Genomic DNA, 16,370 nt, shown 5'->3' with positions numbered 1-16,370 from the left:
TGCGGGATTGCTCCTCTGTGTCCCCTGACACCTTCGTTTCATCAGGTTAGGCTGACTGGCGTCGCCGGGAGGAAGTCCCGCAGGCCAAACGACCTGTCGTACCCAGACGGAGGGTCGCTCATGCGTGGCATGAGTGCTCCTCGCCCTGAGTGTGCGGGAGTATTGCGGACAGACCCGGCGGTGTACACCCAGCCACCACCGAGTCACGCAACGGCGCGCGACAGGAGCCAAACAGTCATGCAGACCAAGCTGGACGCAGCCAAGGCCGACCTGCTCAAGAAGGCAGCCGCAGCCGCTGAGAACAGCCAGGTAGGGGGAGCGGCGCCGGGAGAGGGTCTGAGCAACGGCGCTCTGACCGCGTACCTGCACCACTACTACCTCCACACCGCGCCCGAGGACCTGCTCAACCGCGACCCGGTCGACGTCTACGGGGCGGCGGCCTCCCACTACCGGCTCGGTCTCAAGCGCCCCCAGGGCACCGCCGAGGTCCGGGTGTACACCCCGACCGTCGAGGAGAACGGCTGGTCCACCGGCCACACCGTGGTCGAGGTCGTCACCGACGACATGCCGTTCCTGGTCGACTCGGTCACCAACGAGCTGACCCGCCTCGGCCGCGGCATCCACCTGGTCGTCCACCCGCAGCTGGTCGTCCGCCGTGACATCACCGGCAAGCTGCTGGAGATCCTGGACATCGACGCCTGCGCGCGCAGCCAGGCCGCCGGCGCCGAGTGGCCCGCCGACGCGCTGGTCGAGTCCTGGATGCACGTCGAGATCGACCGCGAGACCGACCGCGAGGACCTCCGCTCGATCGAGGCCAACCTGCGCCGCATCCTCGGCGACGTCCGCGAGGTCGTCGAGGACTGGTCGAAGATGCGCGACGCCGCGCTGCGCCTGGCCGACGAGCTCGCCGAGCAGCCCCCGTCCAGCCTGCCCGAGCAGGAGGTCGGCGAGGCCTGGGAGCTGATGCGCTGGCTGGCCGACGACCACTTCACCTTCCTCGGCTACCGCGAGTACGACCTGGTCCAGCACGAGGGCGAGGAGGTGCTCAAGGCGGTCGCCGGCACCGGCCTCGGCATCCTGCGCTCCGACCCGCTCAGCCACGACACCGACCACCACCCGGTCAGCGAGGCCTTCGGCCGGCTGTCCGCCCCGGTCCGGGCCAAGGCGCACGAGAAGAAGCTGCTCATCCTGACCAAGGCCAACAGCCGTGCCACCGTGCACCGCCCGGCCTACCTGGACTACATCGGCGTCAAGAAGTTCGACGCCAACGGCGAGCCGGTCGGCGAGCGCCGCTTCCTCGGCCTGTTCTCCTCCGCCGCGTACACCGAGTCGGTCACCCGCATCCCGGTCGTCCGCCGCAAGGTGCAGGAGGTCGTCTCCGCCTCGGGCTTCTCCAACGACAGCCACGACGGCCGGGACCTGCTCCAGATCATGGAGACCTTCCCGCGCGACGAGATGTTCCAGACCGCCGCCGCGGAGCTGCTCTCCATCGCCACCAGCGTGCTCTACCTGCAGGAGCGCCGCCGGCTGCGGCTGTTCCTGCGCCAGGACGAGTACGGCCGCTACTTCTCCGCCTTCGTCTACCTGCCGCGGGACCGGTACACCACCCGGATCCGGCTGCGCCTGATGGAGATCCTCCTGGAGGAGCTGAGCGGCCAGGCCATCGACTACACGGTGTACGCCACCGAGTCGGTGCTGACCCGCCTGCACTTCGTCGTCCGGGTCGCCCCCGGCACCGAGCTGCCGCAGCTGACCGAGTCCGACATCGAGCGGATCGAGGCCAAGCTCGCCGAGGCCGCCCGGTTCTGGATGGACGGCTTCCACGACCAGCTGCACGTCGAGCTGGGCGAGGAGCGGGCCGCCGAACTCGGCCACAAGTACGGCAACGCCTTCCCCGACGGCTACCGCGCCGACTTCTCGCCGCGCACCGCCGTCGCCGACCTCAAGCAGATCGAGTCGCTGGCCGGCGAGGGCGACTTCCGCCTCAACCTGTACCAGCCGGTCGGCGCCGGCGAGGACGAGCGCCGCTTCAAGATCTACCGGGTGGGCGGCCCGATCTCGCTCACCGAGGTCCTGCCCGCGCTCCAGCGCCTGGGCGTCGAGGTGCTCGACGAGCACCCGTACGCGCTGCGCCGCGCCGACGGCAGCACCGCCTGGGTGGTCGACTTCGGCCTGAAGGTGCGCGAGGCCGCCGAGCTCACCGACGAGGCCCGGGAGAGATTCCAGGAGGCCTTCTCCGCCACCTGGACCGGCCAGGCCGAGAACGACGGCTTCAACGGCCTCGTCCTCAGCGCCGGGCTCACCTGGCGCCAGGCCGTGGTGCTGCGCGCCTACGCCAAGTACCTCCGCCAGGCCGGGAGCACCTTCTCCCAGGACTACATGGAGGACGCGCTCCGCAACAACACCCACACCACCCGCCTGCTGGTGAACCTCTTCGAGGCCCGCCTCAGCCCGAGCCACCGCTCGGGCGCCCAGGAGCTCACCGAGGGCATCCTGGAGGAGCTGGCCGGCGCCCTGGACGAGGTCGTCTCGCTGGACGAGGACCGCATCCTGCGCTCCTTCCTCCACCTGATCAAGGCCACCCTGCGGACCAACTTCTTCCAGCACGACTCCGACGGCGCGTGGCACTCCTACGTGTCGATGAAGTTCGACCCGCAGGCCATCCCGGACCTGCCGGCCCCGCGCCCGGCGTTCGAGATCTGGGTCTACTCGCCCCGGGTCGAGGGCGTGCACCTGCGCTTCGGCAAGGTCGCCCGCGGCGGTCTGCGCTGGTCCGACCGGCGCGAGGACTTCCGCACCGAGATCCTCGGCCTGGTCAAGGCCCAGATGGTCAAGAACACCGTCATCGTCCCGGTCGGCGCCAAGGGCGGCTTCGTCGCCAAGCAGCTGCCGGACCCGTCGGTGGACCGCGACGCCTGGCTGGCCGAGGGCATCGCCTCGTACAAGACCTTCATCTCGGCGCTGCTCGACATCACCGACAACCTCAGGGGCGGCGAGGTCGTGCCGCCGCTCGACGTGGTCCGCCACGACGAGGACGACACCTACCTGGTCGTCGCCGCCGACAAGGGCACCGCGACCTTCTCGGACATCGCCAACGGCGTCGCCGAGTCGTACGGCTTCTGGCTGGGCGACGCCTTCGCCTCCGGCGGCTCGGCCGGCTACGACCACAAGGGCATGGGCATCACCGCCCGCGGCGCCTGGGAGTCCGTGAAGCGGAACTTCCGCGAGCTCGGGGTGGACACCCAGTCCCAGGACTTCTCCGTGGTCGGCATCGGCGACATGTCCGGCGACGTGTTCGGCAACGGCATGCTGCTGAGCGAGCACATCCGCCTGGTCGCCGCCTTCGACCACCGGCACATCTTCCTGGACCCGAACCCGGACGCGGCGGTCTCCTACGCCGAGCGCAGCCGGCTCTTCCAGCTGCCGCGCAGCTCCTGGGACGACTACGACAAGTCGCTGATCTCGGCCGGCGGCGGCGTCTTCCCGCGCACCGCCAAGTCCATCCAGCTCTCCCCGCAGGTGCGCGAGCGCCTCGGCATCGAGGACGTCCGGCTCACCCCGGCCGAGCTGATGAAGGCGATCCTGCAGGCGCCCGTCGACCTGTTCTGGAACGGCGGCATCGGCACCTACGTCAAGTCCTCCACCGAGACCAACGCCGAGGTCGGCGACAAGGCCAACGACGCCATCCGGGTCAACGGCGACCAGGTCCGCGCCCGGGTCATCGGCGAGGGCGGCAACCTCGGCTGCACCCAGCTCGGCCGGATCGAGTACGCGGCCACCGGAGGCCCCGAGGGCGCCGGCGGCTGGATCAACACCGACGCCATCGACAACTCGGCCGGCGTGGACACCTCGGACCACGAGGTGAACATCAAGATCCTGCTCAACCAGGTGGTCGCCGACGGCGACATGACGGTCAAGCAGCGCAACGCCCTGCTCGCCGAGATGACCGACGAGGTCGGCCGCCTGGTGCTGCGCAACAACTACGCGCAGAACGTGGTGCTGGCCAACGCGGTCGCCCAGGCCGGCAGCATGGTCAACGTCCACTCGCGGATGATCAACCGGCTGGAGTCCGTCGGCCGGCTCGACCGGGCCCTGGAGTTCCTGCCCACCGAGCGGCAGATCCGCGAGCGCCAGCAGGCCGGCCGCGGGCTCTCCCAGCCCGAGCTGTCCGTGCTGCTCGCCTACACCAAGATCACCCTGGCCGACGAGCTGCTCGCCACCGAGCTGCCCGACGACCCGTACTTCCGCGACGCGCTGCACCAGTACTTCCCGAGCGCGCTGCGGGCCAGGTTCGGCGACGCGATCGACAACCACCCGCTGCGCCGCGAGATCATCACCACGCTGATCGTCAACGACACGATCAACCGCGGTGGCTGCACCTTCGCCTTCCGCCTCCGCGAGGAGACCGGGGCGACCATGGAGGAGATCGCCCGCACCCACGCGGCGGCCCGCGCGGTCTTCGGCCTGGAGCAGCTCTGGGACGAGATCGAGGGCCTGGACACCCAGGTCGCGGCCCTCACGCAGACCAAGATGCGCCTGCACGTGCGCCGCCTGGTCGAGCGCGCCACCCGCTGGATGCTCAACAACCGGCGCCAGCCGCTGGACATCGCCGGCACCATCGAGTTCTTCCACGACCGGGTCAACCAGGTCTGGGACAGCCTGCCCAAGCCGCTCCGCGGCGAGGACCTGGGCTGGTTCGAGTCGGTGTACGAGGAGCTCGCCGCCGCGGGCGTCCCGGAGGGCCTGGCCACCCGGGTGGCCGGTCTGTCCTCCGCGTTCCCGACCCTCGACATCGTCGGTGTCGCGGACCGCTCGGACGCGGACGTGATGGAGGTCGCGGAGCTGTACTACGACCTCGCCGACCGGCTCCAGATCACCCACCTGCTGGACCGCATCATCGAGCTGCCGCGGACCGACCGCTGGTCCTCGATGGCCCGCGCCGCCATCCGCGAGGACCTCTTCGCCGCGCACGCCGCGCTCACCGCCGACGTGCTGGCCTGCGGTCCCGAGGGCTCCTCGCCCGAGGAGCGGTACACCGCCTGGTCCGACCTCAACGGCACGCTGCTGAGCCGGGCCCGCACCACCCTCGACGACATAAGGGGTTCGGACAACTACGAGCTGTCCAGCCTGTCGGTCGCGATGCGGGTCATCCGGACGCTGCTGCGCACCGGCCGCTGACGCCGCAGGGCTGAGGCCGCAGGACAGCACCACAGGGGCGCGGGGAACACCTCCCCGCGCCCCTTGGGCTTCCCGGCCGGAACCGGTGGAGCCGGAGGAGCCGGGGCGAGCCAGGCGCAAGCCGGGTCGGTCAGCGCGTACGCCCTGCCGCAGGTCGCGGTGGTGGACGCGGCGGGCCGGACGCCGTGGCGCCCGGCGCTCGGCGCGGTCCTCAGCCCGCCGCCGCCCGCTGGAGGGCGCTGGCCAGCAGGGCGAGGTCCGTCGGCCCGTTGCCCAGCTCGCGGACCGGGCGGCGGGTCGGCGGGGTGCCCAGCTCGGCGAGGTCGGTGGCGACCACGGTCGGCCGCAGGGTGGCCGTCCGGGGGATCCGGCCGCTGACCCGGGCCGCCTGGAAGGCCGTCACCCGGCCGTCCGGGCGGCGCAGGTACCCCCGGCCCGGGGTGTCCTCGGACAGGGCGGCGGCGTCCGGCAGGTGGATCAGCAGGTCGGACTCGCCGGGGTGGTCGGTGCGCAGGGCGATCCGCAGCGGCGCCGCCTCGTCCACCTCGGTGCCGGCGGTCAGCTCCGGCGCGCCGGTGGCCACCACCAGGTGGACCCCCAGCCGGCCGCCGCGCCGGGCCACCTCGGCCAGCGCGCGGGCCAGCGGGCGGCCACCGGGCGAGGTCGGGGCGAGCAGCGCGTCGAAGTCGTCCACCACCACGACCAGCCGGGCCGGGCCGCGATCGGCGCCGTCGTCCGGGCGGGCGGCCTCCGGCGAGCGGCGCGGCTCGACCACCCGGGCGGCGTCGCCCGGGCCGGCCTGGCCGCCGGTGGCGACCAGCGCGGGCGCCTTGCCGAGCACCCGGCCGGTGTGCCAGCCGGTGAAGCCGGCCCGGCCGAACAGCTCCTCGCGGGCGGCCAGGACCTCCAGCAGCTCCTCCGAGGCGAGCATCGCCTGCCGCGGGTCGGTGGCCGCGACATGGTTCATGACGTGCGGGAGCTCGGAACAGCCGGCCAGGCCCGGGGCGGCCTCCGAGGCGGCCCGGCCCTCGACGGTCATCACGGCCAGCCGCTCCGGGCGCTCGGAGACCGCCAGCGAGGCGATCAGCGTCCGCAGCAGCTCCGTCTTGCCGGAACCCGGGCCGCCGCCGACCAGCAGGTGCGGGCCGCCCTGCTCGCCGGGCTCCAGCAGATCCGGATCGGCCAGGTCGAGGGTGCAGGTCTCGTCCTCGCGGGAGGTGCCGAGCAGCGCCGTGGCCGAGCCGGCGCCGGCCGGCAGGGCCGACCAGCGGGCGGACAGCTTCGCGGGGGTGACCGCCTCCAGCCGGAGCAGGTCCAGCAGGCGCAGGGCGGCCGGAAGCGGCCCGCGGGCGGCCGGGGCGGACTCGCGCAGCGGGGCGAGCACCCGGGCCAGCCGCTCGGCCCAGGCGGCCGGGACGGCGTCCAGGGAGACCTCGTCGATCCGTTCGCGGCCGCCGGCGGCGGGCCGGTCGACGGTCAGCTGGGTGCCCACCTCGCCGGTGATCAGCGCGGTGGCGCCGAGGCCCGCGGGCAGCCGGTCCGGCAGTTCGGACAGGGTCACGGTGAACACACCGGCCGCCGGGCCCTGGCGCAGCAGCAGGGCGAGCGCCTCCCGGGCGGCCGGGCTGCCCGCGTCCCCGTCCACCAGCACCACGGTGGCGGGCGGGCCGGCCGGGGCGGCCGCCAGCTCAGCCAGGCGGGCCGCCGCCTGATCCGGGCCGAAGCCCACCAGCAGCCGGCAGGGCTGCCCGTGCGCGGGCCGCAGGTGCGGCAGCCACTGGACGAAGGACCACTCGGGGGCGAGCGCCGGATCCGCCGCGACCACCACCAGGCCGAGGCCGCTCGGCGGGTGCAGCGCGGCCAGCTGGGCCAGCACGGCCCGGGCCAGTCCGGCCAGCCGGGGGCGCGGGCCGGCCAGGCCCAGGCTGCCGGCGGTCTGCAGGTCCACGGTGACCGGCACGGCCGGCAGCAGGGTGCCGGGCGCGGTGCCCGGTCCGCCGGGCAGGTCGGCGGTGCCGAGCCGGACGGCCAGCGCGTCCGGATGGGACGGACCGCGCTCCCACAGCCGGGGGCCGGGGCCGAGGGCGGCCAGCAGCAGGGCCGCCGGGTCGGGCCAGCGCTCGCGCTGGGCCGCGGCCTGGCGGGCCCGGACCGCGGCGTGCTGCCGGCCGGCGTCGGCCGGCGGCTCGGCGGAGCGGCCGCGGCGGCGGGAGAGCAGGGCCCGGGCCAGGCCGCCGCCGGAGGGCGCCGGGATCTCGGGCGGGGTCGTGGGAGCCGCCGGGACGGGCCGGGCGGGCGGGGGAGGGGCCAGGCTCAGGTGGCCCTCGCCGTCCGGAACGGCCGGCCGGGGCGCCGGGGCGGCGTGGCCGGGCCGGCTGAGGCGCAGCGTGGTCTCGCCGAGCCGCAGCAGCCCGTCCTCGGGTAGCTCGGCGGACTCGTCGCGGAGGAACCGGTCGTCCAGCCGGGTGCCGTTGGTGGAGCCCAGGTCGCGGACGGTGATCCGGCCGTCCGCGAGGCGCAGGGAGAGGTGCAGCCGGGAGACGTCCGGGTCGTCCAGCGGGACGTCGGCGTCGCTGGAGCGCCCGACCTGGATCTCCTCGCCGTGCAGGTGGTGCACCCCGCCCGCGTCCGGGCCGCCGACGACCCGGAGCTCGGCGGCGGCGGGGCGGGTGTCGCCGGCCGCGTCCGGATCGGGCTCGTTCAGCGAGAGCACGGCGCCGTCGATCAGCGGCGGGTGCCCGAGCAGGGACTGCTCGTCGATCCGCCGCTCGCCGGCGTACAGGTGGACGTGGGTGGCGGCGCGGGGGCCGCGGACGCCCACCGCCCCGGCCAGGGCGCCCGCCACGGCGCCCAGCGCGGTGCCCGCGGGGGCCGTGACCAGCACGTCGGTGGCCGCGCCGGCACCGGCCGGGCCGCTGCGCGGTCGAAGGACGGTGAGCCGGATCTGCATCTCGCCGTGGTCCCTTCTGCACACGTGTGGTGCCTGCCATCCTGCCACCCGGCAGTGACAGCCCGCGCACGGTACCGGATTTGACGATCTTGCGATGATCGCCATGGTGGAGTCGACGGGGCGTCAGGTCAAGGCGGCCCCGGTTCCCCCGCGGTGCCCCTGAGCAGCACGGTTGGCCCGGGGCCCGCGCTCACCTCGGCAACCGGGGCGGACACCGTTAGAGTTGCCGCACAACGGGGCCCAGGCGACGTCGCCAGCCGAGGGCGAGCGACAACGGGAGTGCACAGGTGCGGCCAGTCGGCAGCAAGTATCTGCTCGAGGAGACCCTCGGGCGCGGGGCCACCGGCACCGTCTGGCGCGGCCGGGTGCGCGAGGACGTCCCGCTGCCGGGCCTGGAGCCCGGCCAGGCGGTGGCGATCAAGGTGCTGCGCGAGGAGCTCGCCGCCGACCCCGACGTGGTCATGCGCTTCCTGCGCGAGCGCTCGGTGCTGCTGCGCCTCGCCCACCCCAACATCGTCCGCACCCGCGACCTGGTGGTCGAGGGCGAGCTGCTGGCGCTGGTGATGGACCTGATCGAGGGCCCGGACCTGTTCCGGTACCTGCGCTCCAACGGCCCGTTCAGCCCGATCGCGGGCGCCCTGCTGATGGCCCAGATCGCGGACGCCCTGGCGGTCAGCCACGCCGACGGCATCGTGCACCGCGACCTCAAGCCGGCCAACGTGCTGCTCGCCACCACCCGGGGGGCCGACGGCTCCGAGCAGATGCACCCGATGCTCACCGACTTCGGCATCGCCCGGCTCGCCGACTCCCCGGGCATCACCCGCACCCACGAGTTCGTCGGCACCCCGGCGTACGTCGCGCCCGAGTCGGCCGACGGCCGCCCGCAGACCGCCGCGGTGGACGTCTACGGCGCCGGCATCATGCTGTACGAGCTGGTCACCGGGCGTCCCCCGTTCCAGGGCGACGGGCCGCTGGCCGTGCTGCAGGCCCACCTGGCCCAGGAGCCGGAGCGCCCGCGCAACCTGCCCGAGCCGCTGTGGACGGTGATCGAGCGCTGCCTGCGCAAGGACCCGGCCCAGCGGCCCACCGCGGTCTCGCTGGCCCGGGCGCTGCGGGTGGTCGCCGCCGGCATCGGCGTGCACGCCGGCCCGGAGGCGGTGGAGGCGGCCCTCGCGGTCGGCTCGCTGCTCGTCCCGGACCCGGCGCTGGCGGCCGCCCAGGCCGCGCCGGCCGCCGCCGAGCCGTTCGGCGCCGCGGACGCCACCCAGGTGCTGCCCTCCCGCGGCTTCGACGCCGCGGCCGCCACCCAGGTCATGGGCGCCCAGGCCGCCCAGGCGACGGCCCCCGGGGCCGAGGACCGCACCCAGGTGATGGGCCAGACCCCGTCCGCGGACCGCACCCAGGTCATGCCGCCGATGCCGCCCGGCGCCCCCGCCGCGCCCGCGGGCCAGCCGGACACCCCGCACCCGTGGCAGACCCAGCTGCGCGCGGCCCGCGACCGCAACCAGCAGACCGAGATCGGCTACCTGGACCCGGAGGAGCTGTCCCGCCCGCAGGTCGCCCCCCGGCCGTACCAGGCCCCGCGGCCGGGCCAGCAGCAGCCGCCGTACCCGGGCCAGCAGCCCGGCCCGGCCGGCTACCCCGGCCCGCACCCGCACCCGCAGCAGCAGCAGCCCGGCCGCCCGCAGCAGCCGCCCCGCGGGGCGGGGTACGACCGCCGCCCGCCGGTCGCGCCGCCGCCGTACCAGGCGCAGCAGCACCAGGCGCAGCAGCGGGGTGGCCAGCAGCCCGCGCAGCCGTACGGCGGCCCGGGCGGGTACCCGCCCGGGCCGCCGTACGGCTGCGCGGGCGGGTACCCGCCGCCGCAGGCCCAGCCCGCCCCGCCGCAGCCTCCGCAGCCCCGGCCGCAGCAGGCGCCGGTGCCCCAGCGCCGTCCCGAGCCGCAGCCGCAGCGCCGGGAGCCGGAGCCGCGCGAGCCGCGCCGGCGCAGCCGGAACCGGATGTACATCCCGGGCCTGGGCTGCCTCAAGGGCTGCCTGATGGTGCTGCTGATCCTGGCCCTGGCGGCCGTGGCGCTGTGGAACTTCACGCCGCTGCCCGAGTGGTGGCATTCGGTCCAGGGCTGGTGGACCAGCGTCACCGACTGGATCGGCAACGCCACGAAGGACATCGGCTCCTGACGGGCGGTCACCGCGGGGTGGGCGCGCCTCGGCGGTAGGCCGGTTTGACGCTTTATCGACAATTCGCGAGATTTTCTCTTCTGTGACGCGCTCCGGGGGCCTCCAGCGGCCCTCGGAGGGCTCCGGGGCGCGTAGGTTGTTCGCTGAGCACCGACCTACCGAGCCCACGGAGCAGCATTGGCACGCAAGATCGGCAGCCGGTACACCGTTCACCAGGTGATCGGCAGGGGTTCCGCCGGGACCGTGTGGCTCGGCGAGGGTCCGGACGGACCGGTGGCCGTCAAGCTGCTGCGCGAGGACCTCGCCTCCGATCAGGTCCTCGTCGGCCGCTTCGTCCAGGAGCGCGCCGCGCTCACCGGCCTCGACCACCCCCGGGTGGTCGGCGTGCACGACATGGTGGTCGACGGCAGCGACCTCGCCCTGGTGATGGAACTGGTCCAGGGCAGCGACCTGCGCAGCCGGCTGGAGCGCGAGGGCGTCCTCACCCCGCAGGCCGCCGCCTCGGTGATCGCCGACGTGGCCGACGGCCTGGCCGCCGCCCACGCGGCCGGCATCGTCCACCGCGACGTCAAGCCCGAGAACGTGCTCCTCGACCTCGCCGCCCCGGCCGGCCCCGGCGGCGCCCCGCGCGCCAAGCTCACCGACTTCGGCATCGCCCGCCTGGTCGACGCCCCCCGCCGCACCCGGGCCACCCGGATCATCGGCACCCCCGACTACCTGGCCCCCGAGATCATCGAGGGCCTGGAGCCGCGCGCCGCCGTCGACATCTACGCCCTGGCCACCGTGCTGTACGAGCTGCTCACCGGCACCACGCCGTTCGGGGGCGGCCACACCGGCGCGGTGCTCCGCCGGCACGTCACCGAGAACGTCCCGCCGGTGGCCGGGATGCCGGACGGCCTGTGGCGGATCATCTCCGAGTGCCTGGCCAAGGCCCCCGCCTCCCGGCTGCGCGCCGCCGAGCTGGCCGACCGGCTGCGCGAGCTGCTGCCCTCGCTGGCCGGGCTCCCGCCGCTGGCCGTCCCGGCGCAGCGCACCCCGGTCGAGGAGGTGCTCACCCCCGGCGAGGCGGTGTACGCCGAGGCGGACACCGGCACCGGTACCCACCGGCGGCGCCGCGGCCCCGCCGTCCCGCTGGTGCCGGCACCCTCCCCGGACTCCACCCGCGACACCCACACCAGCCTGCGCCGCCCCTCCCCGGAGGAGCTGGCCTCCTACGCCGCCGAGTCCCGGGCCCAGCGCGGCGCCGCACCACACGGCGGGCACCGCAGGAACCGCTCGGCGCTGGTGCGGCGGCGGCGGATGATCGCGGTGGTCGTGGCGCTGGTGCTGCTGCTCGCCGGGGCGGCGGCCGCGTACACCGCGTTCGCGGCCGAGGTCCCGGGGGCTGGCGTACCCGTCCGGGGCTCCGGGACCTGCGCGAGCGGCCCCTGCGGGCCGTAGCCCCCCGCCGCGGACGGATCCCCGCGGTCCCGGGGTGGCCCGGTTGCCCGGACAGGGTGCGCGAGCCATTACGCTTGATGCGTGGCAGCCGTCGATCCTTCCGAAGAGCTCAAGAACCTCGAATCGACCATGGGGTCGATCGAGGCCGTCCTCGACCTGGACAAGATCCGGGCCGACATCGCACGCCTTGAGGAGGAGGCGGCCGCGCCGGCCCTGTGGGACGACGTGGCGAACGCGCAGAAGGTCACCAGCCGGCTCTCCTTCCTCCAGGGCGAGCTGCGCAAGGTCGAGACCCTCCGTGGCCGGGTCGACGACCTCGCCGTCCTGTTCGAGCTGGCCGAGGCCGAGAACGACGCCGACACCCGCGTCGAGGCCGAGAACGAGCTCGCGTCGGTCAAGAAGGCCGTCGAGGAGCTGGAGGTCCGCACCCTCCTGTCCGGCGAGTACGACTCCCGCGAGGCGCTCGTCAACATCCGCGCCGAGGCCGGTGGCGTGGACGCCGCCGACTTCGCCGAGCAGCTGATGCGCATGTACCTGCGCTGGGCCGAGCGCCACGGGTACAGCACCGAGGTCTACGACACCTCGTACGCGGAGGAGGCCGGCATCAAGTCCGCGACCTTCACCGTCCGGGCCCCGTACGCGTACGGCACGCTCTCCGTCGAGCAGGGCACCCACCGCCTGGTCCGCATCTCGCCGTTCGACAACCAGGGCCGCCGGCAGACCTCCTTCGCGGGCGTCGAGGTGCTCCCGGTCGTCGAGCAGAGCGACCACGTCGACATCGACGAGGGCGAGCTGCGCATCGACGTGTACCGCGCCTCCGGCCCCGGCGGCCAGGGCGTCAACACCACGGACTCCGCGGTCCGCATCACCCACCTGCCCACCGGCATCGTGGTCTCCTGCCAGAACGAGCGCTCGCAGATCCAGAACAAGGCCTCGGCGATGAACGTCCTCCAGGCCAAGCTGCTGGAGCGGCGCCGCCAGGAGGAGAAGGCCGCGATGGACGCGCTCAAGGACGGCGGTTCGTCCTGGGGCAACCAGATGCGCTCCTACGTCCTGCACCCGTACCAGATGGTCAAGGACCTGCGCACCGAGTACGAGGTCGGCAACCCGCAGTCCGTGCTGGACGGCGACATCGACGGCTTCATCGAGGCCGGCATCCGCTGGCGCAAGCAGCGGGAGACCGCCACCGACTGAGACCGGCACCCCGGTCGGGCATGACGGAAGGGCCCCGGAGCTTCGGCTCCGGGGCCCTTCCGTCTTCTTCGGTAGTCGTGGCCCTCGCGGGCGCGCTAGCGGGCGAGCAGGGCCACCGCCGTCAGCGCGGCCACCAGCAGCACCAGCAGCACCGTGGGGTTCAACGCGGCGAACGGCCCCTGCTGCTCGCGCAGCCGGGCGCGGTTGGCGCGGCACACCGCGCACCGGCCGTCGCTCACGCGGCCGTTGCAGTTGGCGCACACCAGATGGTCGCAGGTCATGCGATCTCCTCCTTGCTGCTACAGCCAACGCGTCGGGCGCGACTTTGGTTCCGGACATCTCCACTGTGCCAGGTTCCGAACCCTCCGGCCCCCGGAGGGGAAGGGTCGCAGCTCTGTGACATGGATCGCAATTTTCGGGGCAAATCAGATCGATACCTGACGAAACCACGGTCAGTAAGCGGCCCTGGACTGCGGGTCGTCATCGGCATCGCGTAGGGTCCCAAGCTCCGATCCACCTAGGATGGCCCCCGTGATGCAGCCGTGATCAGATTCGACAACGTCTCCAAGACCTATCCCAAGCAGAACCGTCCTGCCCTGCAGAACGTCTCGCTCGAGATCGAGAAGGGCGAGTTCGTCTTCCTGGTCGGCTCCTCCGGCTCGGGCAAGTCCACCTTCCTGCGCCTGTGCCTGCGGGAGGAGCGGCCCAGCACCGGCGCCGTGCACGTGCTCGGCAAGGACCTGGGCAAGCTGTCCAACTGGAAGGTGCCGCACATGCGCCGCCAGCTGGGCACCGTCTTCCAGGACTTCCGCCTGCTGCCGAACAAGACGGTGGCGCAGAACGTCGCCTTCGCCCTCGAGGTGATCGGCAAGCCCAAGAGCGCCATCAACAAGGTGGTGCCCGAGGTGCTCGACCTGGTCGGCCTCGGCGGCAAGGAGGACCGGATGCCCGGTGAGCTCTCGGGTGGTGAGCAGCAGCGCGTCGCGATCGCCCGGGCCTTCGTGAACCGCCCGATGCTGCTGATCGCGGACGAGCCCACCGGAAACCTCGACCCGCAGAACTCCGTCGGCATCATGAAGCTGCTGGACCGGATCAACCGCACCGGGACCACCGTGCTGATGGCCACCCACGACCAGGCCATCGTCGACCAGATGCGCAAGCGCGTCATCGAGCTCGACAAGGGCCTGCTGGTACGTGACCAGGCCCGCGGCGTCTACGGCTACCAGAGCTAGAGGAAGAAGCATGCGCGCCCAGTTCGTTCTGTCGGAGATCGGTGTCGGTCTCCGCCGCAACCTGACGATGACCATCGCCGTCGTCGTCAGTGTCGCGCTGTCGCTCGCCCTCGCCGGTGCCTCGCTGCTGGTCCGCGACCAGGTCAACTCCATGAAGGGGTACTGGTACGACAAGGTCGAGGTGAGCATCTACTTCTGCACCAAGTCGGACAAGCAGTCCGCGCAGTGCGTCAACGGCGCCGCCACCGACGCGCAGGTGAAGGAGGTCAAGGACTCCCTGGACAAGATGGACCTGGTGCAGAGCTCGGCCTTCGAGAGCTCCGCCGACGCGTTCAAGCGGTTCAAGGAGACCAACCCGGACAACCCGCTGCTGGCCGCGGTGGGCGCGGAGGCGATGCCGCAGTCCTGGCGGGTCAAGCTGAAGGACCCGACCAAGTACGACGTCATCCAGAGCCAGTTCGCCGGCAAACCCGGCGTGAAGTCGGTCGAGGACCAGCGCAAGATCCTGGAGAACCTCTTCGGCCTGCTGAACGGCCTGCAGACGGCGGCCTTCGTGATCATGGTGCTGATGCTGTTCGTCGCGCTGCTGCTGATCGTGAACACCGTCCGGGTGTCCGCGTTCAGCCGACGGCGCGAGACCGGCATCATGCGCCTGGTCGGCGCCTCCAACTTCTATGTCCAGATGCCGTTCATCGCCGAGGCCGCGTTCGCCGCGCTGCTCGGCGCGGTGATGGCCTCCGGGCTGCTGCTGGCGGGCCACTTCTTCGTCCAGGGCTGGCTGGCCAAGCGGGTGCTGTTCATCCACTTCATCGGCCTGTCCTCGGTGCTGTCGGTGATCCCGCTGCTCGTGGTGGTCGGTATGGGCATGGCCGGCATCGCGGCCTTCTTCACCCTCCGCAAGTACCTCAAGGTCTGACCCGCCCCGGATCCCCCCGCGGGATCCCCGGGCCCCCGGCCCCGGACGGCACTGAGCCGTCCGGGGCCGCTGCGTACCCGACCCTTCCCCGATCGGCCACTCGGACGTCGCCGTACGCCTAGACTCCGTTCCATGCCGGCAGCACAGCGCGTACGACGAGGGGCCACGCTCAGCCTGGTGTTCGGCGCCGTGCTGATGGCCGGCGCCGCCGCCGGGGCCTGGGACGAGCCCGACCGCGCGCCGTTACCGCCGTCCTCCGACACCGCGCAGCTCGCCGCCCAGGACCTCACCGGAGCCGACCTCTCGCCGCAGCAGGCCGAGCGGCTGGTCGGCGAGAGCGGCGACCGCTGGGCCGCCTACCTCGGCCCCGAGCAGTACGCCGACACCACCCGCGGCCGCTACCTCGGCGTCGGGCTCTCGGTGGACCGCGCCGCCGACGGCAGCACCTCGGTCACCGAGGTGGTTGCCGACGGGCCGGCCGCCGCCGCCCTGATCGCCCCCGGCGACCGGCTGCTGCGGATCGACGGCGAGGCGGCCGACGCGCTGCCGGTCACCGAGGTCGTCGCCCGGCTGCGCGGGCGGCAGGCCGGTACCGGGGTGGTCCTGGCGCTGAGCCGGACCGACGGGCCGGTCCGCGAGGTGACGCTGACCCGGGCGGTGCTGGCCGCCCGCGAGGTCGCCGTGGACCACCCGGCGCCGGAGGTCACCCGGATCGCCGTCCACGCCTTCACCCGCGGCGTGGCCGACCAGGTGCGGACCGCCGCCCGGGGCGCCAGGGGCGTGGTCCTGGACCTGCGGGGCAACTCCGGCGGGCTGGTCGACGAGGCCGTGGCCACCGCCTCGGTCTTCCTGGACGGCGGCTCGGTCGCCTCGTACCAGGTGCGCGGCGAGCGCCGGGAGCTGGTGGCGGCCGGCGGCGGCGACACCGCCACCCCGCTGGTGGTCCTGGTCGACGGCGGCACGATGAGCGCCGCCGAACTGCTGGCCGGAGCCCTGCAGGACCGCTGCCGGGCCGTCCTGGTCGGCTCCCGCACCTTCGGCAAGGGCACCGTGCAGCAGCCCAGCCGCCTCGCCGACGGCTCGGTGCTGGAGCTCACCGTCGGCCGGTACGCCACCCCCGCCGGCCGCTCGCCCGACGGCGAGGGCCTGCTGCCCGACGTCCCGGCCGGCGGGCCGGGCGACACGGCCGACCTGGCCGTCCGGGTGCTGGCCGGCCTGCGGGCGCGCGCCTAGGAGGGCGTATGCGGGGCGCGCGGGCGGGGCGCCGGCGGACGCGCGTC

9 protein-coding genes are annotated in these 16,370 nt (G+C 73.7%); 7 read left to right on the top strand and 2 right to left on the bottom strand.

From position 1 onward, the window contains the following. Positions 1-237 precede the first annotated feature (237 nt). Positions 238-5,178: an NAD-glutamate dehydrogenase gene (locus ABWK59_RS13470; RefSeq protein WP_354640812.1), complete on the top strand. Its 4,941-nt coding sequence runs from the start codon at positions 238-240 to the stop codon at positions 5,176-5,178. Positions 5,179-5,389: 211 nt separating this feature from the next. Here the strand turns inward: ABWK59_RS13470 and ABWK59_RS13465 are convergent, their stop codons facing one another. Then, the gene (locus ABWK59_RS13465) at positions 5,390-8,128 is read right to left on the bottom strand and encodes an FHA domain-containing protein (protein ID WP_354640810.1); all 2,739 of its coding nucleotides are present in this window, start codon (positions 8,126-8,128) and stop codon (positions 5,390-5,392) included. 287 nt (positions 8,129-8,415) lie between these two features. Here ABWK59_RS13465 and ABWK59_RS13460 point away from each other — a divergent pair, with 287 nt between their 5' ends. From ABWK59_RS13460 to prfB, 3 genes are all read left to right on the top strand, one after another. Next, positions 8,416-10,308, top strand: a complete 1,893-nt coding sequence (locus ABWK59_RS13460; protein WP_354640808.1) for a serine/threonine-protein kinase — start codon at positions 8,416-8,418, stop codon at positions 10,306-10,308. A 177-nt stretch (positions 10,309-10,485) separates the two neighbouring features. Further along, on the top strand, positions 10,486-11,748 hold the full coding sequence (locus ABWK59_RS13455; protein ID WP_354640806.1) for a serine/threonine-protein kinase: 1,263 nt from the start codon (positions 10,486-10,488) through the stop codon (positions 11,746-11,748). A gap of 81 nt (positions 11,749-11,829) precedes the next feature. Beyond that, entirely contained in the window at positions 11,830-12,942 is a 1,113-nt protein-coding gene (prfB, locus tag ABWK59_RS13450; RefSeq protein WP_354640804.1) for a peptide chain release factor 2, read from the top strand. A 95-nt stretch (positions 12,943-13,037) separates the two neighbouring features. Here prfB and ABWK59_RS13445 read toward each other — a convergent pair whose 3' ends face one another. Next, on the bottom strand, positions 13,038-13,223 hold the full coding sequence (locus tag ABWK59_RS13445) for a hypothetical protein (RefSeq protein WP_354640802.1): 186 nt from the start codon (positions 13,221-13,223) through the stop codon (positions 13,038-13,040). 261 nt (positions 13,224-13,484) lie between these two features. Between ABWK59_RS13445 and ftsE the strand changes: the two genes are divergently transcribed. The 3 genes from ftsE to ABWK59_RS13430 all read left to right on the top strand — a co-directional run bounded on the left by ftsE (position 13,485) and on the right by ABWK59_RS13430 (position 16,323). Next, positions 13,485-14,174, top strand: coding sequence for a cell division ATP-binding protein FtsE (gene ftsE / locus ABWK59_RS13440; protein ID WP_354640801.1), 690 nt, complete (start codon positions 13,485-13,487; stop codon positions 14,172-14,174). Positions 14,175-14,184: 10 nt separating this feature from the next. Next, positions 14,185-15,090 carry a permease-like cell division protein FtsX gene (gene ftsX, locus ABWK59_RS13435; RefSeq protein ID WP_354640799.1) on the top strand — a complete coding sequence of 302 codons (906 nt, stop codon included), beginning with the start codon at positions 14,185-14,187 and terminating at the stop codon, positions 15,088-15,090. Positions 15,091-15,222: 132 nt separating this feature from the next. Beyond that, entirely contained in the window at positions 15,223-16,323 is a 1,101-nt protein-coding gene (locus ABWK59_RS13430) for a S41 family peptidase (RefSeq protein ID WP_354640797.1), read from the top strand. The last annotated feature ends 47 nt before the right edge of the window (positions 16,324-16,370 follow it).

Source organism: Kitasatospora sp. HUAS MG31 (genome assembly GCF_040571325.1).
GTDB classification, from domain to species: domain Bacteria; phylum Actinomycetota; class Actinomycetes; order Streptomycetales; family Streptomycetaceae; genus Kitasatospora; species Kitasatospora camelliae.
Note: the sequence above shows the minus strand (reverse complement) of the source record. Positions and strands in the feature narration are given on the sequence as shown.

Excerpts from the sequence above, each read along its gene's own strand:
- ABWK59_RS13465 (WP_354640810.1), bottom strand. The coding sequence starts at position 8,128 with ATGCAGATCCGGCTCACCGTCCTTCGACCGCGCAGCGGCCCGGCCGGT.
- ABWK59_RS13470 (WP_354640812.1), top strand. The coding sequence starts at position 238 with ATGCAGACCAAGCTGGACGCAGCCAAGGCCGACCTGCTCAAGAAGGCA.
- ABWK59_RS13430 (WP_354640797.1), top strand. The coding sequence starts at position 15,223 with ATGCCGGCAGCACAGCGCGTACGACGAGGGGCCACGCTCAGCCTGGTG.
- ABWK59_RS13445 (WP_354640802.1), bottom strand. The coding sequence starts at position 13,223 with ATGACCTGCGACCATCTGGTGTGCGCCAACTGCAACGGCCGCGTGAGC.
- ftsX (WP_354640799.1), top strand. The coding sequence starts at position 14,185 with ATGCGCGCCCAGTTCGTTCTGTCGGAGATCGGTGTCGGTCTCCGCCGC.